This is a genomic window from Pseudomonas sp. NGC7 (assembly GCF_047159675.1).
In the GTDB taxonomy this organism is placed as follows: domain Bacteria; phylum Pseudomonadota; class Gammaproteobacteria; order Pseudomonadales; family Pseudomonadaceae; genus Aquipseudomonas; species Aquipseudomonas kermanshahensis.
Window position 1 is genome coordinate 1218472 of the sequence record NZ_BAAFZY010000001.1, and the last position, 17263, is coordinate 1235734.

The following is a 17263-nucleotide window of genomic DNA, read 5'->3' on the forward strand; positions in this document are numbered from 1 at the left end:
AGACCCGCAGAGACTTTCAAAGCTGTGCAGTACCTGTGAGAGCGGGGTTACCCGCGAAGAGGCCGGCACAGGCCATAAAAATGCAGCAGGTAGAACAAAGGGCCCGAAGGCCCTTTGCTCATCAACCACCCAGATACGCGTCACGCACCTTCGGGTCACTCAGCAGCGCTTCACCCGTGCCCTGCATCACCACCCGTCCGTTTTCCAGTACATAGGCACGGTCAGCGATCTTCAGCGCCTGGTTGGCGTTCTGCTCCACCAGGAACACGGTCACGCCGTCACGGCGCAGCTGTTCGATGATGTCGAAGATCTGCTGGATGATGATCGGGGCCAGGCCCAGCGAGGGCTCGTCGAGCAACAGCAACTTGGGTTTGCTCATCAGCGCCCGGCCAATGGCGAGCATCTGCTGCTCGCCACCGGACATGGTGCCGCCGCGCTGGATATAGCGCTCCTTCAGGCGCGGGAACAGCTGCAGGACCTTGTCCAACTGCTCCTGGTAATCGCCCTTGTCGGTGAAGAAACCGCCCATGGCGAGGTTCTCTTCGACCGTCAGGCGGGCGAACACGCGGCGCCCTTCGGGGACTACGGCGATGCTCTTGCGCATGATATGCGAGGAGGTCTGGCCGACCAGTTCTTCACCCAGGTACTTGATGCTGCCACTGTGCGCCTGCGGCGAGCCGCACAAGGTCATCAGCAGGGTCGACTTGCCCGCGCCGTTGGCGCCGATCAAGGTGACGATCTCGCCCTGGTTGATTTCCACGTTGACGCTGTGCAGTGCCTGGATCTTGCCGTAGAAGGTGGAAACGTTCTCGAACTTCAGCATTTACGCTTCCCCCAGGTAAGCCTTGATCACATCAGGATTGTCGCGAATCTGCTCCGGCGTGCCGTCGGCCAGGGGGGTACCCTGGTTGATCACCACGATATGGTCGGAGATGCTCATCACCAGCTTCATGTCGTGCTCGATCAGCAGCACGGTAACGTTGTGTGATTCGCGCAGGTAGGCGATCAGGGCCTTGAGGTCTTCGGTCTCTTTCGGGTTCAGGCCTGCTGCCGGTTCGTCGAGCATGATGATCCGTGGCTGGGTCATCATGCAGCGGGCGATTTCCAGGCGGCGTTGCTGGCCGTAGGCGAGGGTGCCGGCGGTGCGGTTGGCGAATTCGGTCAGGTTGACCTTTTCCAGCCAGTACTGCGCGCGCTCCATGGCCTCCTTCTCGCTGCGGCGGAAGCTCGGGGTCTTGAACAAGCCTGCGAAGAAGTTGGTGTTCAAGTGCCGGTGCTGGGCGATCAGCAGGTTCTCCAGCGCGGTCATTTCCTTGAACAGGCGTACGTTCTGGAAGGTCCGTACCACGCCCTTGCGGGCGATCTGGTGGCCGGCCAGGCCCTGGATCGGCTGGCCATCGAGCAAGATGGTGCCGCCGCTGGGCTTGTAGAAGCCGGTCAGGCAGTTGAACACGGTGGTCTTGCCGGCGCCGTTCGGGCCGATCAGCGCCACCACTTGTTTTTCCTTGACGGTCAGGGCCACGCCGTTGACCGCCAACAAGCCGCCGAAGCGCATGCTCAGGCCGCTGACTTGCAGAATTTCGCGGCTCATCGACGCAGCTCCATGTGTGGACGTTGCATAGGCAGCAGGCCTTGCGGACGCCAAATCATCATCAACACCATCAGCGCACCGAACATCAGCATCCGGTATTCGCTGAACTCACGCATCAGCTCAGGCAACAGGATCATCACGATGGCCGCGAGGATCACGCCCAGTTGTGAGCCCATGCCGCCGAGCACGACGATGGCGAGGATGATCGCCGATTCGATGAAGGTGAACGACTCGGGGGTCACCAGGCCTTGGCGAGCCGCGAAGAAGCTGCCGGCGAAGCCAGCGAAGCAGGCACCCAGGGTGAACGCCGAGAGCTTGATCACGGTAGGGTTCAGGCCCAGTGCGCGGCAGGCGATCTCGTCTTCACGCAAGGCTTCCCAGGCACGACCGATCGGCATGCGCAGCAGGCGGTTGATGACGAACAGTGCCAGCAAGGCCAGCAGCAGCGCTACCAGGTAGAGGAAGATGACCTTGTTGATCGAGTTGTATTCCAGCCCGAAGAACTCGTGGAAGGTCTGCATGCCCTCGGCGGCACGGCGTTCGAAGGTCAGGCCGAAGAACTCTGGCTTGGGGATGTTGCTGATGCCGTTAGGCCCACCGGTCCAGTCGGTGAGGTTACGCAGGAACAGGCGGATGATCTCGCCGAAGCCCAAAGTCACGATCGCCAGGTAGTCACCGCGCAAGCGCAGCACCGGGAAGCCGAGCAGGAAGCCAAAAGTGGCGGCCATCAGGCCGGCGATCGGCAGGCAGACCCAGAAGCTCCAGCCCAGGTAATGCGACAGCATGGCATAGCTGTAGGCACCCACGGCATAGAAGCCCACATAACCCAGGTCGAGCAGGCCCGCGAGGCCGACCACGATGTTCAGGCCCAGGCCCAGCAACACGTAGATCAGAATCAGCGTGGCGATGTCGACCGCACCGCGCGAGCCGAAGAACGGCCAGACCAGCGCAGCCACGATCAGCCCCATGATGATCCAGCGCTGGGTCTTGGGCAGGGTCAGGTAGTTGCTCACCGCAGGCGGGACCAGCTTGCGATCCGAGCGGCGGCCCATCACCGAACTCCACTGCTTGTCGAACAGCACGCGCAGGAACATCAGCACCGAGCAGACGGCGATGATGCTGATGGTGAACGACCCTTGGCTGTGCACGGCCAGGCTGATGCCGTCGATGCTCAGTTTCAGGCCGAGCACCGGGAAGGCCACGGCCCAGACCAGCAAGGCGCTGAAGAACGCCTGTTTAAGATTTTTGTTCATACTTTTTCAACCTCCGGGCGGCCCAGGATGCCGGTCGGCCGGAACAGCAGGACAAGTACCAAGAGACCGAATGCCACCACATCCTTGTACTGGTCGCCGAAAATGTCGGCGCCGAAGGCTTCGGCCACACCCAGCACCAGCCCACCGAGCATGGCGCCCGGAATGCTGCCGATGCCACCCAGCACAGCGGCGGTGAAGGCTTTGAGGCCCACCAGGAAGCCGGCGTTGGGGTTGATCACCCCGTACTGCATGCTCAGCAGCACGGCCGCCACCGCCGCCAGTGCGGCACCGATGACGAAGGTGAGGGCGATGATGTTGTTGGTGTTGATGCCCAGCAGGTTGGCCATCTTGATGTCCTCGGCGCAGGCACGGCAGGCGCGGCCCAGGCGGGAACGGGAGATGAACAGGGTGAGCAAGGTCATGGCCACCAGGGTGACGACGAACACCAGGATCTGCATGTAGCTGATCAGTACTTCTTCAGCACCGCCTGGCCCGAAAGAGAAGCTCCCAGGGATCAGGTTGGGGATGGATTTGTCCTTGGAGTCCTGCGAAAGCAAGACGGTGTTCTGCAGGAAAATCGACATGCCGATGGCGGAAATCAGCGGGATCAGACGGTTGCTGTTGCGCAAGGGGCGGTAGGCAACCCGTTCGATGCTGTAACCATAGGCACTGGTGACGAAGATCGTCGCGACGAAGGCGACGGTCATCAGGATCGGCAGCGAATGGATACCCATCATGGCCAGGCCCGCCAGGGCGATGAAGGCCACGTAGGAACCGATCATGTATACCTCGCCGTGGGCGAAGTTGATCATGCCAATGATGCCGTACACCATCGTGTAACCGATGGCGATCAAGGCATAGGTGCTGCCGATGGTCAATCCATTAACCAGTTGTTGGAAGAAATGGTAGATCTCAGGCATTACAGCGCTCCTAAAAACCTGATTTGCATTTCACTGGCAGGGGTACGGCCAGGAAACCGCGGGTGACGGTTTTAAGATTTTCAGGTGGACCGGCCCCCGGATCGCGGGGATCAGGCCCATGAACCTCGTAAAACAAAGCCCACTGCTCGCACAGTGGGCTTCTACGGTCAGCTATTTAGTCACGCAGTTACTGAGGGGAAACTTCAGTCTTCGGCTTGCCGAAGTGCCATTCGTAGACCACGAATTTGAAGTCTTTCAGGTCGCCCTTCTCGTCGTACGACAGGTCGCCGGTAGGGGTCTTGAAGGTGCCAGCGTGCAGGGCTTCGGCAACCTTGGCGGTGTCTTCCGACTTGGCGGCCTTGATGCCTTCAGCGATCAGCTCGACAGCCGAGTAGGCCGGGAACACGAACGGGCCGCTTGGGTCTTTGCCGTCAGCCTTGATGGCGTCGACGATGGCCTTGTTCGCAGGGTCTGCGTCAAACGACTTCGGCAGGGTAACCAGCAGGCCTTCGGAAGCGCCCTGGGCGATCTGCGAAATGGAGTCGTTGCCGACACCTTCCGGCCCCATGAACTTGGCTTTCAGGCCTTTTTCCTGAGCTTGACGCAGGATCAGGCCCAGCTCTGGGTGGTAGCCGCCGTAGTAGACGAAGTCGACGTTGTTCTGCTTGAGCTTCTGGATGATCGAGGAGAAGTCTTTGTCACCGGCGTTCAGGCCTTCGAAGACGGCTACCTTGGTGCCTTTGCCTTCCAGGGTCTGCTTGACCGCGGTGGCGATGCCTTCACCGTACTGCTGCTTGTCGTGCAGGACCGCAACGACCTTGGGCTTGACGTGGTCGGCGATGTAGTTGCCGGCTGCCGGGCCCTGGGCGCTGTCCAGGCCGATGGTGCGGAAGATCAGCTTGTAACCACGGGCGGTGATTTCTGGGCTGGTGGCGGCGGGGGTGATCATGATCACGCCTTCGTCTTCGTAGATGTCGGACGCAGGCTGGGTGGAGCTGGAGCACAGGTGGCCGATGACGAACTTGACGCCGTCGTTGACCACTTTGTTGGCGACTGCCACGGCCTGTTTAGGGTCGCAGGCGTCGTCGTATTCCTTGGCTTCGAGCATCTTGCCATCGACGCCGCCCTTGGCGTTGATGTCTTTGATGGCTTGCTTGGCGCCGATGAACTGCATGTCGCCGTACTGGGTGACAGGGCCGGTCTTAGGCCCTGCGATCCCGATCTTGATGGTATCGGCGGCAAACGAATGGCTGGCTACCCCGGCCAGAACCATTGCGGCGAACAGCTTGGAAATCTTGATCATAGTGCTCCACTCATTCTGTTGTAATTCTTATAGTCCTGGCGGCCAGGGCTACAGACCGGGCGGGATGTGCGGTATGGCCACGCCATACTGCATGCCCACCTTCCCCCGGAACATGTCCCGGAACTGTACCGGTACAGTGTAGAGCGCTGTCCGAGCGCTTGAAAAGCGGTCAAAAAGAGCCTGTTTCCTGGGTTGTCGCTTGATCGACACAAAGATACAGAAAGGCGCCATCAATTTGCCTGTATCTGCGGCCCCACCCCACAAGTTCGGGGCCGATCGACCAAATTACGTATTTGAAACCGGGTTTTTCTGCAAAAATACCGGCCTTTTTTATTGGCCGATTTTTGCGGGTACAAACCCATGACTGATCAAACAAGCACCCTCTATGCCAAATTGCTTGGCGAGACGGCAATCATCGAGTGGAAAGCACTGGAGCGCTTCTGGGCGAAGGGTGACCTGATTTGGGTCGACCCTAGCCTGGACCTGATCGCCGTTGCCGAAGCAATGGCCGAGAATCGCAGCGAGATCTTCGCCAAGTGGCGCAGTGATGGCACTGTGGGGCCGGTGACTGCTGAGCAGGCATTGGACCTGCAAAACCGCGACCCAGAGATCTGGGCGGTGGTGGTTTCACCGTTTATCGTGATTCAAGCGAAGCGTTCGGAATCGGCGTGATCGTTTTTGGTGCGTGAAAATGCGCAGCCCGCCTTAATTTGGTGCTTGAAGGCGATCAGCCGGGTAGAGGTAAGTAACAATTCGGCGTGGCGGTAACAGTTTACGGGATGCGTAATGTGGCCGCTGCGCGCCCCCTCGCGGGTACGCGCGCGCCTTAGGCCCTGATTGCGGCCTCAAAAAATAACAAATGTGCAAGGAGTCGTTCATGAGTTCACAACTACCTTCGCTAGGATTCGCCGGCATTGGCCTGATGGGCCTGCCGATGTGTCGGCGCCTGCTGGCTGCCGGCTACCCCTTGACGGTGTGGAACCGCAGCCCGGACAAATGCGCCGAACTGGTGGCGGCAGGCGCGCGCCTGGCAGCAAGCCCGGCCGCATTGTGCCGCGACAGCGATATGGTGCTGCTGTGCCTGGCTGACACGCCGGTGGTGCGCGAGGTGGTGTTTGGTGAACAGGGCATTGCCCAGGGCGGGCGCAGTGGCCAACTGCTGATCGACTTCTCCAGCCTCGAACCGACCGCCACCCGTGAGATGGCTGCCGAGCTCGCGGCGCTGTGTGGCATGGCCTGGCTGGATGCGCCGGTGTCCGGTGGCACGCCGGGGGCCGAGGCCGGCACCCTGGCAATCATGGTGGGTGGCGAAGCGGCTGACTTGCAACGCGCGCAGCCGGTGCTGCTGACCCTGGGCCAACGTGTAACGCACATGGGCGCCGTGGGTGCAGGCCAGGTGACCAAGGCTTGCAACCAGATGATTGTGGCCTGCAATGCGTTGGTGATCGCCGAAGTGGTGGCGTTGGCCGAGCAATCGGGGGTTGATGCGACACTGATCGCTGAGGCGTTGGCGGGAGGTTTTGCCGATTCGAAACCCTTGCAGATCCTCGCCCCGCAAATGGCCGAAAGCCGCTTCGAGCCGATCAAGTGGCATGTGCGTACGCTGCTCAAAGACCTCGACAGCGCGGTCAAATTTGCCCGCGAGCAGGGTTCGGCGACACCGCTCAGTGGCCTCGCCGCGCAATTGATGCGCTTGCACGGTAGCCAGGGCTACTTGCAAAAAGATCCGGCGACCCTGGTATCGCTGTATCGCAGCAAGGGCTGAGCACGCCTTTGTCGCGCTCCAGCCGCTCCAGGATGGGCCGCAATTCGCCCAACGCCACCGGGCGGCCGAGCAGGTAGCCTTGCAGGTGGTCGCAGCCGTGGGTTTCGAGGAATTCAAGTTGCTCGACGGTTTCCACCCCCTCACTGACTACCTGCAAGTGCAGGGTGTGGGCCATGACGATGATGGCCTGGACGATCTCGCGGTCTTTCTGGCTGCCGGGTACCTCCTGCAGGAAGGTCCGGTCGATTTTCAGCACGTCCAGCGGCAGGCGCTTGAGGTAGGCCAGTGACGAATAACCGGTACCAAAGTCATCAATCGATAAGGCCACGCCGAGGGCGCGCACGCGCTTGAGCAGGTTGACCGTGCGCTGAATATCGCCCATCAAGGCATTCTCGGTGACTTCAAGCTCCAGGTGGCGGGGCGCCAGCGCCGAGTGATACAGCGCTTTCTCCACTTCGCTGGGTAGCTCATCGTGGCTGAGGGTTACCGCCGAGCAGTTGACGGTGACCTTAAGGTCGGCAAAGCCGTGACGGTGCAGTTGCGCCAGGTCGGCGCAGGCGTGGCGCAGCACCCACAGGTCGAGGTCGATGATCAAACCATTCGCTTCGGCGATACCGATGAACCGGTCGGGCCCGAGCAAGCCGTGTTGCGGGTGCTGCCAGCGGACCAAGGCTTCGAGCTTGGCCACCTGGCCATTGCGCAGGTCGAAGATGGGCTGGTAGTGCACGCACAGCCCGCGTTCCTCCAGCAGTGCGATGCGCAGTTCTTCTTCCAGCTGCAGGGCGAGGGTGGCGCGGGTTTTCAGGCTGTCGTTGAAGAAGTTGAGGCTGTTGCGGCCGTTGCCCTTGGACTGGTACAGGGCAAGGTCGGCGTGCTTGAGCAGCTCTTCAGCGGTGTGGCCATCGTCCGGGAAAATGCTGATACCGATACTGGTGGTCATGACCATGCGCCGGCCACCCAGGTCGATGGGTTCCTTCATCCGTTGCATGATGCGCTGCGCCAGGTGACGTGCCTCGTCACGGTTGTTGAGGCTGGTGACCACGCAAAACTCGTCGCCCCCGAAACGCGCCACCAGGTCGTGGCTGCGGGTGGCTGCCTTGATGTGGTTGGCAATCACCTTGAGTAGTTCGTCGCCGGCGGCATGGCCAAGGCTGTCGTTGATCCGCTTGAAATGGTCGATGTCGAGGAACATCACCGCCAGGCGGTTTTGACTGGTGGTCTGTTCGGCGAGGCGTTCGGCGAATACCTGATTGAAACCGCGGCGGTTGATCAGGTTGGTCAGGGCGTCGTAATGCGCGGCCTGTTGCAGCGAGGCCCGTGCCTGGTCCAATTGGCTGAGCAGGATGCTGACCCGGCGCAGGTCATGCTCCTTACTTTGCAGCTTCTTGTCGGCCAGTGCCGCACTGATGCTGGCGCCGCTGATCAGCAGGGTAATGAAGGCAATGGTCAGCCCCAGTTGCAGGCTGTTGTCTGCCGAGGGCAGGCGCAGGGCGGTATCGGCGGGGATGACCAGGGTCATGGCCGACATCGCGGTGAAGTGGGTGGCTACGATGCCACCGGCCATCACCAGGCTGGCGCCGTACTTCAGGGCTTGGTGCAACGTGCCGCTGCCATTGCGGAAATACCGCGCCAACAGCAACGCTGCGAGGCTGGTGAGTATGGCGATGACCACGCAGGCCAGTAACAGCCCGGTCTGGTAGTACTGCCGGGCGCCGGTCTCGAGGGCGGCCATGCCGACAAAGTGCATCAGGATAATACCGGCACCAATCAGCACGGCACTTTGCAGGTAATGCTGCACTCGCATTTGGCTGCGGTTGAGGCTGTTCATGCCCAGCCAGGCAACGATCAATGCAATGAGCAACGAGAGGACGGTCAGCGAGACGTCGTAGTGGACTTCCACCGGCGCCTGGAAGGCCAGCATGCTGATGAAATGCATGGCCCAGACACCGCCGGCCAGGCAACAGGCGCCAAGCACGCGCCACTGGCGTTGTGCGGTGGGGTGTTCGTTGTGGGATTGGCGCTCGGCCATGTCCAGGGTCGCGAAGCAAGCCGCGCAGGCCACGGTAAAGGCGAGCAGAACAAGGAAAGGCTCGTGGCGACAATCGATGAAGATGCGTCCGGTTGCCGGCAGATCGGCGAACAGTTGCAGTCCCAACCAGTCCATTGCGTGCCTCTTGGCCGAGTTTTCACGCGTCTCCGGTACAACGCCTTGGGAGACTGTCCAGAGGCAGTATAGGAAGAGGTGGTTAGGCCTTCCTGACTAATGGCACTTTGATTGCTACGATTTGGTTATGCGTTCAATAGCAGCCAGGAATATGACTGCTTGTGCCGCGCCACGTGTAGGAGCAGCCTTGCGCTGCGAAGAGGCCAGTAGAGCCACAGCATTGGCTGTGTCTGAACTGGCCTCTTCGCAGCGCAAGGCTGCTCCTACAGGGGCGGGGTGTATCAGCCGGCTACCAGCACGCGAATGGCTTCGAGGCGCAGGGCAGCTTTTTCAAGCATCGCCAGGCCTTCTTCACGCTGCTTGCGCAGGGCGTCGATTTCGCTGTCGCGCACGCTTGGGTTGACGGCTTGCAGGGCAACCATGCGCGCCAACTCTTCGTCGGCCTCGGCCTGCAAGCGACGCTGCGCTTCGGCCACCCGCTCGACGTGGGTCGGCATGATCTTGGCTTCACCACCACTGATGCGCTGGGCCAGCACATCACGTTGCGCCTGGACGAACTTGTTGGCGCTGGCGCGCGGCACGCTTTCGAGCTGGTCGTTGAGCGTTTCGAATGCCACGCGCGACGCCAGGTCGTTGCCGTTGGTGTCGAGCAGGCAGCGCAGGGCTGCCGGCGGCAGGTAACGTCCCAACTGCAGGGCGCGCGGTGCTACCACCTCGCTGACGAACAGCAGTTCGAGCAACACGGTACCTGGCTTCAGCGCCTTGTTCTTGATCAGCGCAACAGCGGTGTTGCCCATCGAGCCGGACAAGACCAGATCCATGCCACCCTGAACCATCGGGTGCTCCCAGGTCAGGAACTGCATGTCCTCGCGGGACAACGCCTGGGCGCGGTCGTAGGTGATGGTCACGCCTTCGTCGTCACCCAGCGGGAAGCTGGCGTCGAGCATTTTCTCGCTCGGCTTGAGGATCAGGGCGTTTTCCGAATGGTCTTCGCTGTCGATGCCGAACGCGTCGAACAGGGTTTCCATGTAGATCGGCAGGGCGAACTGGTCATCCTGTTCGAGAATCGCCTCGACCAGTGCCTGGCCCTCACCGGCCCCGCCAGAATTGAGCTCCAGCAGGCGGTCGCGGCCGCTGTGCAGCTCGGCTTCCAGGCGCTCGCGTTCGCCGCGGGCATCGGCCACCAGTGCATCCCAGGCTTTGCTGTCACCGCTTTCGAGCAGCGGCAGCAGGCGAGGGCCGAACTGATGCTGCAGGGCATTGCCGGTCGGGCAGGTGTTGAGGAAGGCGTTGAGCGCTTCGTGGTACCACTGGAACAGGCGCTCTTGCGGGCTGTCCTGCAGGTAGGGCACGTGCAACTGGATGGTGTGCTTCTGGCCGATCCGGTCGAGACGGCCGATACGCTGCTCGAGCAGGTCCGGGTGGGCCGGCAGGTCGAACATCACCAGGTGATGAGAGAACTGGAAGTTGCGGCCTTCGCTACCGATCTCGGAGCAGATCAGCACCTGGGCGCCGAACTCTTCGTCTGCGAAATAGGCGGCGGCGCGGTCACGCTCGAGAATGCTCATGCCTTCGTGGAAGACCGAGGCAGGAATGCCGGAGCGCACGCGCAGGGCGTCTTCCAGGTCCATGGCGGTTTCGGCATGGGCGCAGATCACCAGTACTTTGGTGCGCTTGAGCATCTTCAGGGTATCAATCAGCCAGTCGACCCGAGGGTCGAAACGCCACCAGCGCTCGTCGTCAGTGATGTCGCCCTGCGCCTGGAAGGCGACTTCCGGGTACAGCTCGGCTTTTTCGCCAGGCGGCAGGTCGCGGTATTGCTCCGGCATCGCTACCGGGTAAGCATGCAGCTCGCGCTCGGGGAAGCCCTGAACGGCTGCGCGGGTGTTGCGGAACAGCACGCGGCCAGTGCCGTGGCGGTCGAGCAGCTCGCGGATCAGGCGCGCGCTGGCTTGGGTGTCGCCATCGCTGACGGCTGCCAGCAAAGCTTCGCCTTCGGCCCCGAGGAAACCATGGATGGTGGCGTGGGCCTCCGGCGACAGGCGACCTTCGTCAAGCAGCTCCTGTACCGCCTCGGCGACGGGGCGATAGTTTTCGCTCTCGGCACGGAACGCCACAAGGTCGTGGAAACGGTTGGGGTCGAGCAGGCGCAGCCGGGCGAAGTGGCTGTCCTGGCCGAGCTGTTCGGGGGTGGCGGTGAGCAGCAGCACGCCAGGGATCACCTGGGCCAGTTGCTCGACCAGGCCGTACTCGGCGCTGACCTGGTCTTCATGCCAGACCAGGTGGTGGGCTTCGTCGACCACCATCAGGTCCCAGCCTGCGGCAAACAGCGCGTCCTGGGCTTTTTCGTCGTCAACCAGCCACTCCAGGGCCACCAGCGCGAGCTGGGCGTCTTCGAACGGGTTGCTGGCATCGCTCTCGATGAAGCGCTCGGCGTCGAACAACGCCACTTGCAGGTTGAAGCGCCGACGCATTTCCACCAGCCATTGATGCTGGAGGTTTTCCGGGACCAGGATCAGTACGCGGCTGGCACGCCCTGAAAGCAGCTGGCGATGGATGATCAGGCCTGCCTCGATGGTTTTGCCCAGGCCGACTTCGTCCGCCAGCAGCACCCGCGGTGCACTGCGGTCAGCGACTTCACGGGCGATGTGCAACTGGTGGGCGATCGGTTGTGCGCGGCAGCCACCCAGGCCCCAGAGCGACGACTGCATCTGCTTGCTGGTGTGCTGCAAGGTGTTGTAACGCAGGCTGAACCACGACAGCGGGTCGATCTGGCCGGCGAACAGGCGGTCGCTGGCCAGGCGGAACTGAATGAAGTTCGACAGTTGGGTTTCCGGCAGGGTACGCGGCTGGTTTTGCGCGTCCAGGCCGTGGTACACCAACAGGCCATCGACATCGTCGACCTCGCGCACGGTCAGCTTCCAACCGTCGAAGTGGGTGATCTGGTCACCTGGCGAGAAGCGCACGCGGGTCAGCGGCGCATTGCGCAGGGAATACTGGCGGGTGTCGCCAGTGGCCGGGTAGAGCACGGTCAACAGGCGGCCATCCTGCGCCAGGATGGTACCCAGGCCGAGCTCTGCTTCGCTGTCGCTGATCCAGCGTTGCCCCGGTTGATACTGCTGCGCCATACTGCCTGAACTCCCGCGATGAAAAGCCGGCTATGTTAACGGATCGGCCGGTCAGACCAAAGTGTTGAAGTGCACCGAAGGGTGCCGAAGACCAACAGTCTAGCCGTTTCATCGACCAACACCGTCTTGTAGACGAGGGCCGCGCACCAACATGTCCGCCAAGCACCGCTGGTTGAACGTTTCCCTGGCCGTGAGCAGCCTTGTGCTGCTGGCCGGCTGCGAGCAAAAAAGCTTCGAGACCTTGCCGGCGATTACGCCTGGGCAGCTTGAGGCACTGGGCGTGCAGACGCCGATCAAGAGCGTGCACTTTCGTGACCGCGACGGCGAAGGCCTGCTGGTGCTGAGCCGCACCGACGGCCAGGCCACCGACGCGGAAAACCAGCAGGAAGTGGACAAGGTAGTGCTCAAGGCCACGCTGTATGGGCGCACGGCCGAAAGCGATGCATTCAAGGCACGTTGGCAGATCGAACAGGAAACCACCTGCCCGGGGCTGGACCTGGATGTCGACTTCTATTCCGATGTCAGCGATGTCAGTGACCTGAACAAGGACGGTATCGCCGAACTGACGGTTGCCAGCCATGCCTTCTGCGGCGGCGGCATCGACCCCCACGATATCGCCATCGAAATGCGCGAAGGCCAGGCCATCTACACCATTACTGGCCAATCACTGATCACCCCGGCGGGCGAGGAGCCGATCGGCGGCGAGCGCGAAGACAGCGCCTCGCTCAAAAGCGCGCCGCAGGTACTGCGCGAGCACATGGACGCAGTCTGGCAGCAGGTCTACAAGCGGCCCTGGAGCGAGGCGAGCCCGCCGAGCGATGACGACCCCGATGACGAAGTCGAATAAGCGTTGTCTCTATTCAAGGTAGGACAACGCCCGCCGATACAGGGGTAATAGGAGACTTTCCATGTTGCCGCCGATTATTCCGCTCAGTGCAGCCCCGGTAACCTCGCAACAGGACCCGGTCAAACCTACTCCCGACATCAAGCCGGTGGTCCCCGCGCAGCCGACTTCCGGTGAAAGCGCCATCAACCTCAAGCAGCAGCGCGACCCGCAGGAGCAGGCCTTGATCCTGCGTGATGAACAGCGTCGTCAACAGCAACGTCGGCAAAAAAGCGACAGCGAGCTTTACAGCGCGTTACCAGGTGATGAAGTCAACGCCGACAACACCGTGCCGGTCGCCCCCTTGATGGGCGAGAGCCCTCGCCAGGGGCTGTTGGTCGACATCGAAGTCTGACGCGGGGCTGGTCAGCGTCACTGGCTGGCTTCATCATGCAAGTCTCTGTTGATCGTCGAGCCCACCCATGAGCCAAGACAACCTCATCGATTTTGATGCCGAACGTGCCAAGCGCGTCCACGACCTCAAGGAAAAGCGCCTGAACGAAGTGCGCCAGGCCTTCGAGCAAGCCATGCCCCTGAGCGCGGCAAAGAAAAAGAAGCCCAAGGGCAAGCCCAAGAAGCGCTGAAACTTGACGCAGGTCAACCCTGCGCCCGCCCCGCGTGCCCGGTCCCGGGCACCATTGACCCCGGTCAATTTTCCCCGCCCCCACATTCGTTACCTTGCATCCATCGGACAACGGCAAACGAAGAGGGAGGCCGACATGTTCTTCGACAACGTGGTTATCGCAGGTGTGGTAACGGTTGGGTTGATGGTCGCATTCTTTGCCGGTCTGGGCATTTTCATCTGGAAGGACTCGAACAAGCGCAAGCCGCGCTGACCTTCCGGGTTCACGAGCACGCAAGGCATTTAGGGCGACTTCGGTCGCCCATTTTTTTTGCCTGCGAAATGTCGGGCAGCGCATCTCAATAAAGATGATTAGCTAGCTAATTAATCGTTTCCGCATTATCCTTCGCTTCATTGTCTATCGTTTACCTGATCATCCCCGCAAGGTCCGCCTCGTGCCCATCACTCTCCAGGCCCTGTTCGCACCCAGCAGCCTCGCCCTCAAGTTCGCCATCAAGACCGTGCTCGGTGGCGGCCTGGCGCTTTGGCTGGCGATGCGCTGGGGGTTGGAGCAGCCGTCATGGGCATTGATGACGGCGTTCATCGTGGCTCAGCCGTTGTCCGGCATGGTGGTGCAGAAGGGCCTTGCGCGCCTGGCCGGCACCTTGGTCGGCACGTTCATGTCGGTAGTTTTGATCGGCTTGTTCGCCCAGACGCCAGGCCTGTTCCTGATCACCCTCGCGCTGTGGCTGGCACTGTGCACGGCCGCGTCAACGCAGCTGCGCAGTGCCTGGGCCTACGCCTTTGTGCTAGCCGGCTACACCGCCGCGATCATCGCCCTGCCGGCGATCGACCACCCGTTGCAGGTGTTCGACCAGGCCGTGGCGCGCTGCACCGAGATCTGTCTGGGGATTTTCTGCGCTACCGCCACCAGCGCCCTGATCTGGCCGCTGCGCGTGGAACAGCAACTGGGCGGACAAGCCCGGCAGGCTTGGCAAAATGGCCTGCAGGCGGCCAGTGCCATGCTGGGGGGAGAGGATGAGGCGCGCAAAGGGCTGCTGGAAAGCCTTGGGCGCATCGTCGCCATCGACAGCCAGCGCGAACATGCCTGGTTCGAAGGCAATCGCGGGCGTCAGCGGGCGCGCGCCATTCGCGGCCTGAGCCAGAAGCTGATGGTGCTGCTGCGTATCTCCCGCTCGGTGCGCCGGCAGTGGCGCCAGCTCGATGAAGGTGAAGCTCGGCACCTGGCGCCCTGGCTGGAGGCGGTGCGCGCGCAGTTGGGCGCACCCGACCAACCCGGCCTGTTGCTGTTGCGCCAACGTATCTGGGATGCCGCCCATGATGAGCAGATAAGCGCTGCCGAACATTACTGCCTGGCGCGCATGACGCTGTTGCTGGACTACGCGATGGCTGCGACCCAGGCGTTGGACGACGTCGAAGCGGGCAGGGCGCCCAAGGATGTGTCCCAGGGCCTGGCCGCACACCGCGACTGGTCGCTGGCACTGTTGTTCGGTTCACGCAGCGCGCTGGCGTTTCTGGTGATGAGTGGCTTCTGGCTGGCGACCGCCTGGCCCTCTGCGCCGGGCGGCCTGGTGCTGACCTGTGTGGTCTGCAGCCTGTTTGCCAGCCGCGAAAACGGCGCTCAGATCGGCCTTAGTTTCTTGCGCGGCATCTTTCTGGCGATCCCCGCGGCGTTTCTGGTCGGGCAGATTCTTTTGCCGCAGTGGAGCAGCTTCGCCATGCTCTGCCTGGGCATGGGTGTACCGCTGTTTCTGGGGGCGCTGGGCATGGCCCACCCGCGTACCGGCGCGACCGCGACTTCGTATTGCCTGCACTTCATCGTGTTGGTATCACCGCTCAATGCCATGCAGTTTGGCGTGGCCAGCATGCTCAACAGCGCGCTGGCGATGCTGGTGGGCGTGTCTGCTGCGGTGATGGCCTTTCGTTTGTTGGTGTTCCGTCACCCGGCCTGGCTGGGCAAGCGCCTGCGGGCGGCGACCCAAAGCGACCTGGTGCGCCTGACCCGGCGCGACCTGCGTGGCGCCGACAGCTGGTTTGGCGGGCGAATGGCCGATCGCCTCTTGCAACTGGCGCGGCATGCCGGCGAATTGCCCGAAAGCGAGCGCAAGCGTTGGGATGACGGCTTGCACGGCCTGGACATCGGCGACGAACTGGTGCACCTGCGCATGTGCCTGGCGGTCGCCCAGGCGCCGTTGGGCCGCGCTGAACGTGAGTACCTGCAGCAGGTGGAGGCGGTGCTGGCCAAGGGGCCGGCGCCGGGCCGTGGGCAACGCCTGGACAGCGCCAGTGAGCAATTCATCGCCGCCTTGCGTCGGCTGCCGGCAAGCGACCCGTTGCGCCTGGCTGAAGGTGCAGTGCTGCAGTTGCAGAAGAGCTGGGGCAAATGGTGCCGCTGGCAGGAGGACGTGCATGGGGTTGCGTGAGTGGGCGCTGGGCGGCGTGCTGCTGAGCCCGTTTCTGATTTATGTGCTGCTGGCGCTGGTGCTCACCGGGGTGTTGCGCTTGTTGGTGCACGCCACGCCGTTGGGTCGCTGGATCTGGCATGAAGCGCTGTTCGACGCGGCGTTGTTCGTGTGTGTGTTGTTCCTGGTGGTGCGAGTACTGGGGGCTGCCTAAAGGCTCTTGTAACGATTTTTGTAAGGAGTGATTCAATGCGTGCTGCCGTACGTACCCTGGTAACCCTGTGTGTGGTGGCCCTTGCCCTGTTGGCAGGCTACCAGCTGTGGCAGTACTACATGCTGACACCCTGGACCCGCGATGCCCGGGTGCGCGCCGACGTGGTGGTGATCGCCCCAGACGTATCCGGTTGGGTGCGCGAGCTCAAGGTGCATGACAACCAGCAGGTCAAGGCGGGCGACTTGCTCATGAGCATCGACCGTGAACGCTTCCAGGCAGCCTTCGACCAGGCCAGCGCCGTGACCGAGACCCGCGCCCAGCAGCTGCGCTTGCGCGAGCGCGAAGCGGCGCGGCGTACTGCCCTGGGGCCGGAGGCAATCAGTGCCGAGCTGCGTGAAAATGCCCAGATCAACGCCGCCATCGCCCGCGGTGAACTGCATGAGGCCGAGGCGCAACTGCAAGTGGCCAAGATCAACCTGGCGCGCAGCGAAGTGCGGGCGCCGCGCAGTGGCCATATCACCAACCTGCGCCTGGCCCAGGGCAACTACGTGAACACCGGGGAGTCGGTGATGGCCTTGGTGGACGATTCGACCTTCTATATCCAGGCCTACTTCGAAGAAACCAAACTGCCGCGCATCCGCGTCGGTGACACGGTCAAGGTCTGGCTGATGGGGGCGGGCGAGGCAATGCAGGGGCATGTGGAGAGCATCAGCCGGGGCATCACCGACCGCAACAGTAATCCGGACAGCCAACTGTTGCCGGAGGTGGAGCCGACCTTCAACTGGGTGCGCCTGGCGCAGCGGATACCTGTGCGGATCCGCCTGGACGAGATCCCGCAGGGCATGAACCTGAGTGCCGGCATGACTGCCAGCGTGCAGGTGCACGAGGACCGGGTTACGCAATGAAGGGAATGCCGAACCCTTTTCCGGGGCTGTCGGCGGCTGGCGGAAAACCTTGGCGAATGCGCGGTGACTTGCGTTAGGCTGGCCGCTGCGAGTTGCCCGGCAGAGGCGACCGTTTGCAGCCCGGCGTGCGTCACTTTCGACTTGATTGCGAG

16 protein-coding genes are annotated in these 17263 nt (G+C 62.3%); 9 read left to right on the forward strand and 7 right to left on the reverse strand.

Annotated elements, in window-relative coordinates:
* Nucleotides 1–121 precede the first annotated feature (121 nt).
* The 5 genes from ACMCNM_RS05525 to ACMCNM_RS05545 form a co-directional block, all read right to left on the reverse strand.
* Complete coding sequence (locus ACMCNM_RS05525; RefSeq protein ID WP_085273538.1) at nt 122–823, reverse strand: ABC transporter ATP-binding protein; 702 nt, start codon at nt 821–823, stop codon at nt 122–124.
* A complete protein-coding gene (gene livG / locus ACMCNM_RS05530) occupies nt 824–1591 on the reverse strand; it encodes a high-affinity branched-chain amino acid ABC transporter ATP-binding protein LivG (RefSeq protein WP_027594237.1) in 768 nt (255 codons plus the stop codon).
* Nucleotides 1588–2844 carry a high-affinity branched-chain amino acid ABC transporter permease LivM gene (locus tag ACMCNM_RS05535; RefSeq protein ID WP_085273537.1) on the reverse strand — a complete coding sequence of 419 codons (1257 nt, stop codon included), beginning with the start codon at nt 2842–2844 and terminating at the stop codon, nt 1588–1590. The genes livG and ACMCNM_RS05535 overlap by 4 nt, the downstream gene beginning before the upstream one ends.
* Entirely contained in the window at nt 2841–3764 is a 924-nt protein-coding gene (gene livH, locus ACMCNM_RS05540) for a high-affinity branched-chain amino acid ABC transporter permease LivH (protein WP_008097482.1), read from the reverse strand. The genes ACMCNM_RS05535 and livH overlap by 4 nt, the downstream gene beginning before the upstream one ends.
* A gap of 187 nt (nt 3765–3951) precedes the next feature.
* Complete coding sequence (locus tag ACMCNM_RS05545) at nt 3952–5067, reverse strand: branched-chain amino acid ABC transporter substrate-binding protein (protein ID WP_085273536.1); 1116 nt, start codon at nt 5065–5067, stop codon at nt 3952–3954.
* A 360-nt stretch (nt 5068–5427) separates the two neighbouring features.
* Here ACMCNM_RS05545 and ACMCNM_RS05550 point away from each other — a divergent pair, with 360 nt between their 5' ends.
* Nucleotides 5428–5739, forward strand: coding sequence for a DUF2288 domain-containing protein (locus tag ACMCNM_RS05550; protein WP_027594241.1), 312 nt, complete (start codon nt 5428–5430; stop codon nt 5737–5739).
* Between the two features lie 205 nt (nt 5740–5944).
* On the forward strand, nt 5945–6832 hold the full coding sequence (locus tag ACMCNM_RS05555; RefSeq protein WP_027594242.1) for an NAD(P)-dependent oxidoreductase: 888 nt from the start codon (nt 5945–5947) through the stop codon (nt 6830–6832).
* Here ACMCNM_RS05555 and ACMCNM_RS05560 read toward each other — a convergent pair.
* On the reverse strand, nt 6732–8996 hold the full coding sequence (locus ACMCNM_RS05560; protein ID WP_412764060.1) for a putative bifunctional diguanylate cyclase/phosphodiesterase: 2265 nt from the start codon (nt 8994–8996) through the stop codon (nt 6732–6734). The two genes, ACMCNM_RS05555 and ACMCNM_RS05560, sit on opposite strands and share 101 nt — an antisense overlap.
* A 281-nt stretch (nt 8997–9277) precedes the next feature.
* Nucleotides 9278–12124, reverse strand: a complete 2847-nt coding sequence (rapA, locus tag ACMCNM_RS05565; RefSeq protein WP_027594243.1) for an RNA polymerase-associated protein RapA — start codon at nt 12122–12124, stop codon at nt 9278–9280.
* Between the two features lie 151 nt (nt 12125–12275).
* Between rapA and ACMCNM_RS05570 the strand changes: the two genes are divergently transcribed.
* The 7 genes from ACMCNM_RS05570 to ACMCNM_RS05600 all read left to right on the forward strand — a co-directional run bounded on the left by ACMCNM_RS05570 (nt 12276) and on the right by ACMCNM_RS05600 (nt 17111).
* A complete protein-coding gene (locus ACMCNM_RS05570; RefSeq protein WP_027594244.1) occupies nt 12276–12971 on the forward strand; it encodes a M949_RS01915 family surface polysaccharide biosynthesis protein in 696 nt (231 codons plus the stop codon).
* Between the two features lie 61 nt (nt 12972–13032).
* Nucleotides 13033–13362, forward strand: a complete 330-nt coding sequence (locus ACMCNM_RS05575) for an aspartate-semialdehyde dehydrogenase (protein ID WP_085273530.1) — start codon at nt 13033–13035, stop codon at nt 13360–13362.
* Between the two features lie 67 nt (nt 13363–13429).
* Nucleotides 13430–13591, forward strand: a complete 162-nt coding sequence (locus tag ACMCNM_RS05580) for a hypothetical protein (protein ID WP_077068735.1) — start codon at nt 13430–13432, stop codon at nt 13589–13591.
* A gap of 135 nt (nt 13592–13726) precedes the next feature.
* On the forward strand, nt 13727–13843 hold the full coding sequence (ccoM, locus tag ACMCNM_RS05585) for a cytochrome c oxidase subunit CcoM (protein ID WP_003254862.1): 117 nt from the start codon (nt 13727–13729) through the stop codon (nt 13841–13843).
* Nucleotides 13844–14024: 181 nt separating this feature from the next.
* Nucleotides 14025–16013: an FUSC family protein gene (locus tag ACMCNM_RS05590; protein ID WP_412764061.1), complete on the forward strand. Its 1989-nt coding sequence runs from the start codon at nt 14025–14027 to the stop codon at nt 16011–16013.
* Nucleotides 16000–16206, forward strand: coding sequence for a DUF1656 domain-containing protein (locus ACMCNM_RS05595; RefSeq protein ID WP_186682724.1), 207 nt, complete (start codon nt 16000–16002; stop codon nt 16204–16206). The genes ACMCNM_RS05590 and ACMCNM_RS05595 overlap by 14 nt, the downstream gene beginning before the upstream one ends.
* A 35-nt stretch (nt 16207–16241) precedes the next feature.
* Nucleotides 16242–17111, forward strand: coding sequence for an HlyD family secretion protein (locus ACMCNM_RS05600; RefSeq protein WP_027594248.1), 870 nt, complete (start codon nt 16242–16244; stop codon nt 17109–17111).
* Nucleotides 17112–17263: the final 152 nt, after the last annotated feature.

Coding starts and splice junctions, on each gene's coding strand:
- ACMCNM_RS05595 (WP_186682724.1), top strand. CDS start 16,000: ATGGGGTTGCGTGAGTGGGCGCTGGGCGGCGTGCTGCTGAGCCCGTTT.
- rapA (WP_027594243.1), bottom strand. CDS start 12,124: ATGGCGCAGCAGTATCAACCGGGGCAACGCTGGATCAGCGACAGCGAA.
- ACMCNM_RS05525 (WP_085273538.1), bottom strand. CDS start 823: ATGCTGAAGTTCGAGAACGTTTCCACCTTCTACGGCAAGATCCAGGCA.
- ACMCNM_RS05570 (WP_027594244.1), top strand. CDS start 12,276: ATGTCCGCCAAGCACCGCTGGTTGAACGTTTCCCTGGCCGTGAGCAGC.
- ACMCNM_RS05575 (WP_085273530.1), top strand. CDS start 13,033: ATGTTGCCGCCGATTATTCCGCTCAGTGCAGCCCCGGTAACCTCGCAA.
- ACMCNM_RS05545 (WP_085273536.1), bottom strand. CDS start 5,067: ATGATCAAGATTTCCAAGCTGTTCGCCGCAATGGTTCTGGCCGGGGTA.
- ACMCNM_RS05580 (WP_077068735.1), top strand. CDS start 13,430: ATGAGCCAAGACAACCTCATCGATTTTGATGCCGAACGTGCCAAGCGC.
- livG (WP_027594237.1), bottom strand. CDS start 1,591: ATGAGCCGCGAAATTCTGCAAGTCAGCGGCCTGAGCATGCGCTTCGGC.
- ACMCNM_RS05560 (WP_412764060.1), bottom strand. CDS start 8,996: ATGGACTGGTTGGGACTGCAACTGTTCGCCGATCTGCCGGCAACCGGA.
- ACMCNM_RS05550 (WP_027594241.1), top strand. CDS start 5,428: ATGACTGATCAAACAAGCACCCTCTATGCCAAATTGCTTGGCGAGACG.
- ACMCNM_RS05600 (WP_027594248.1), top strand. CDS start 16,242: ATGCGTGCTGCCGTACGTACCCTGGTAACCCTGTGTGTGGTGGCCCTT.
- ACMCNM_RS05555 (WP_027594242.1), top strand. CDS start 5,945: ATGAGTTCACAACTACCTTCGCTAGGATTCGCCGGCATTGGCCTGATG.
- ccoM (WP_003254862.1), top strand. CDS start 13,727: ATGTTCTTCGACAACGTGGTTATCGCAGGTGTGGTAACGGTTGGGTTG.
- livH (WP_008097482.1), bottom strand. CDS start 3,764: ATGCCTGAGATCTACCATTTCTTCCAACAACTGGTTAATGGATTGACC.
- ACMCNM_RS05535 (WP_085273537.1), bottom strand. CDS start 2,844: ATGAACAAAAATCTTAAACAGGCGTTCTTCAGCGCCTTGCTGGTCTGG.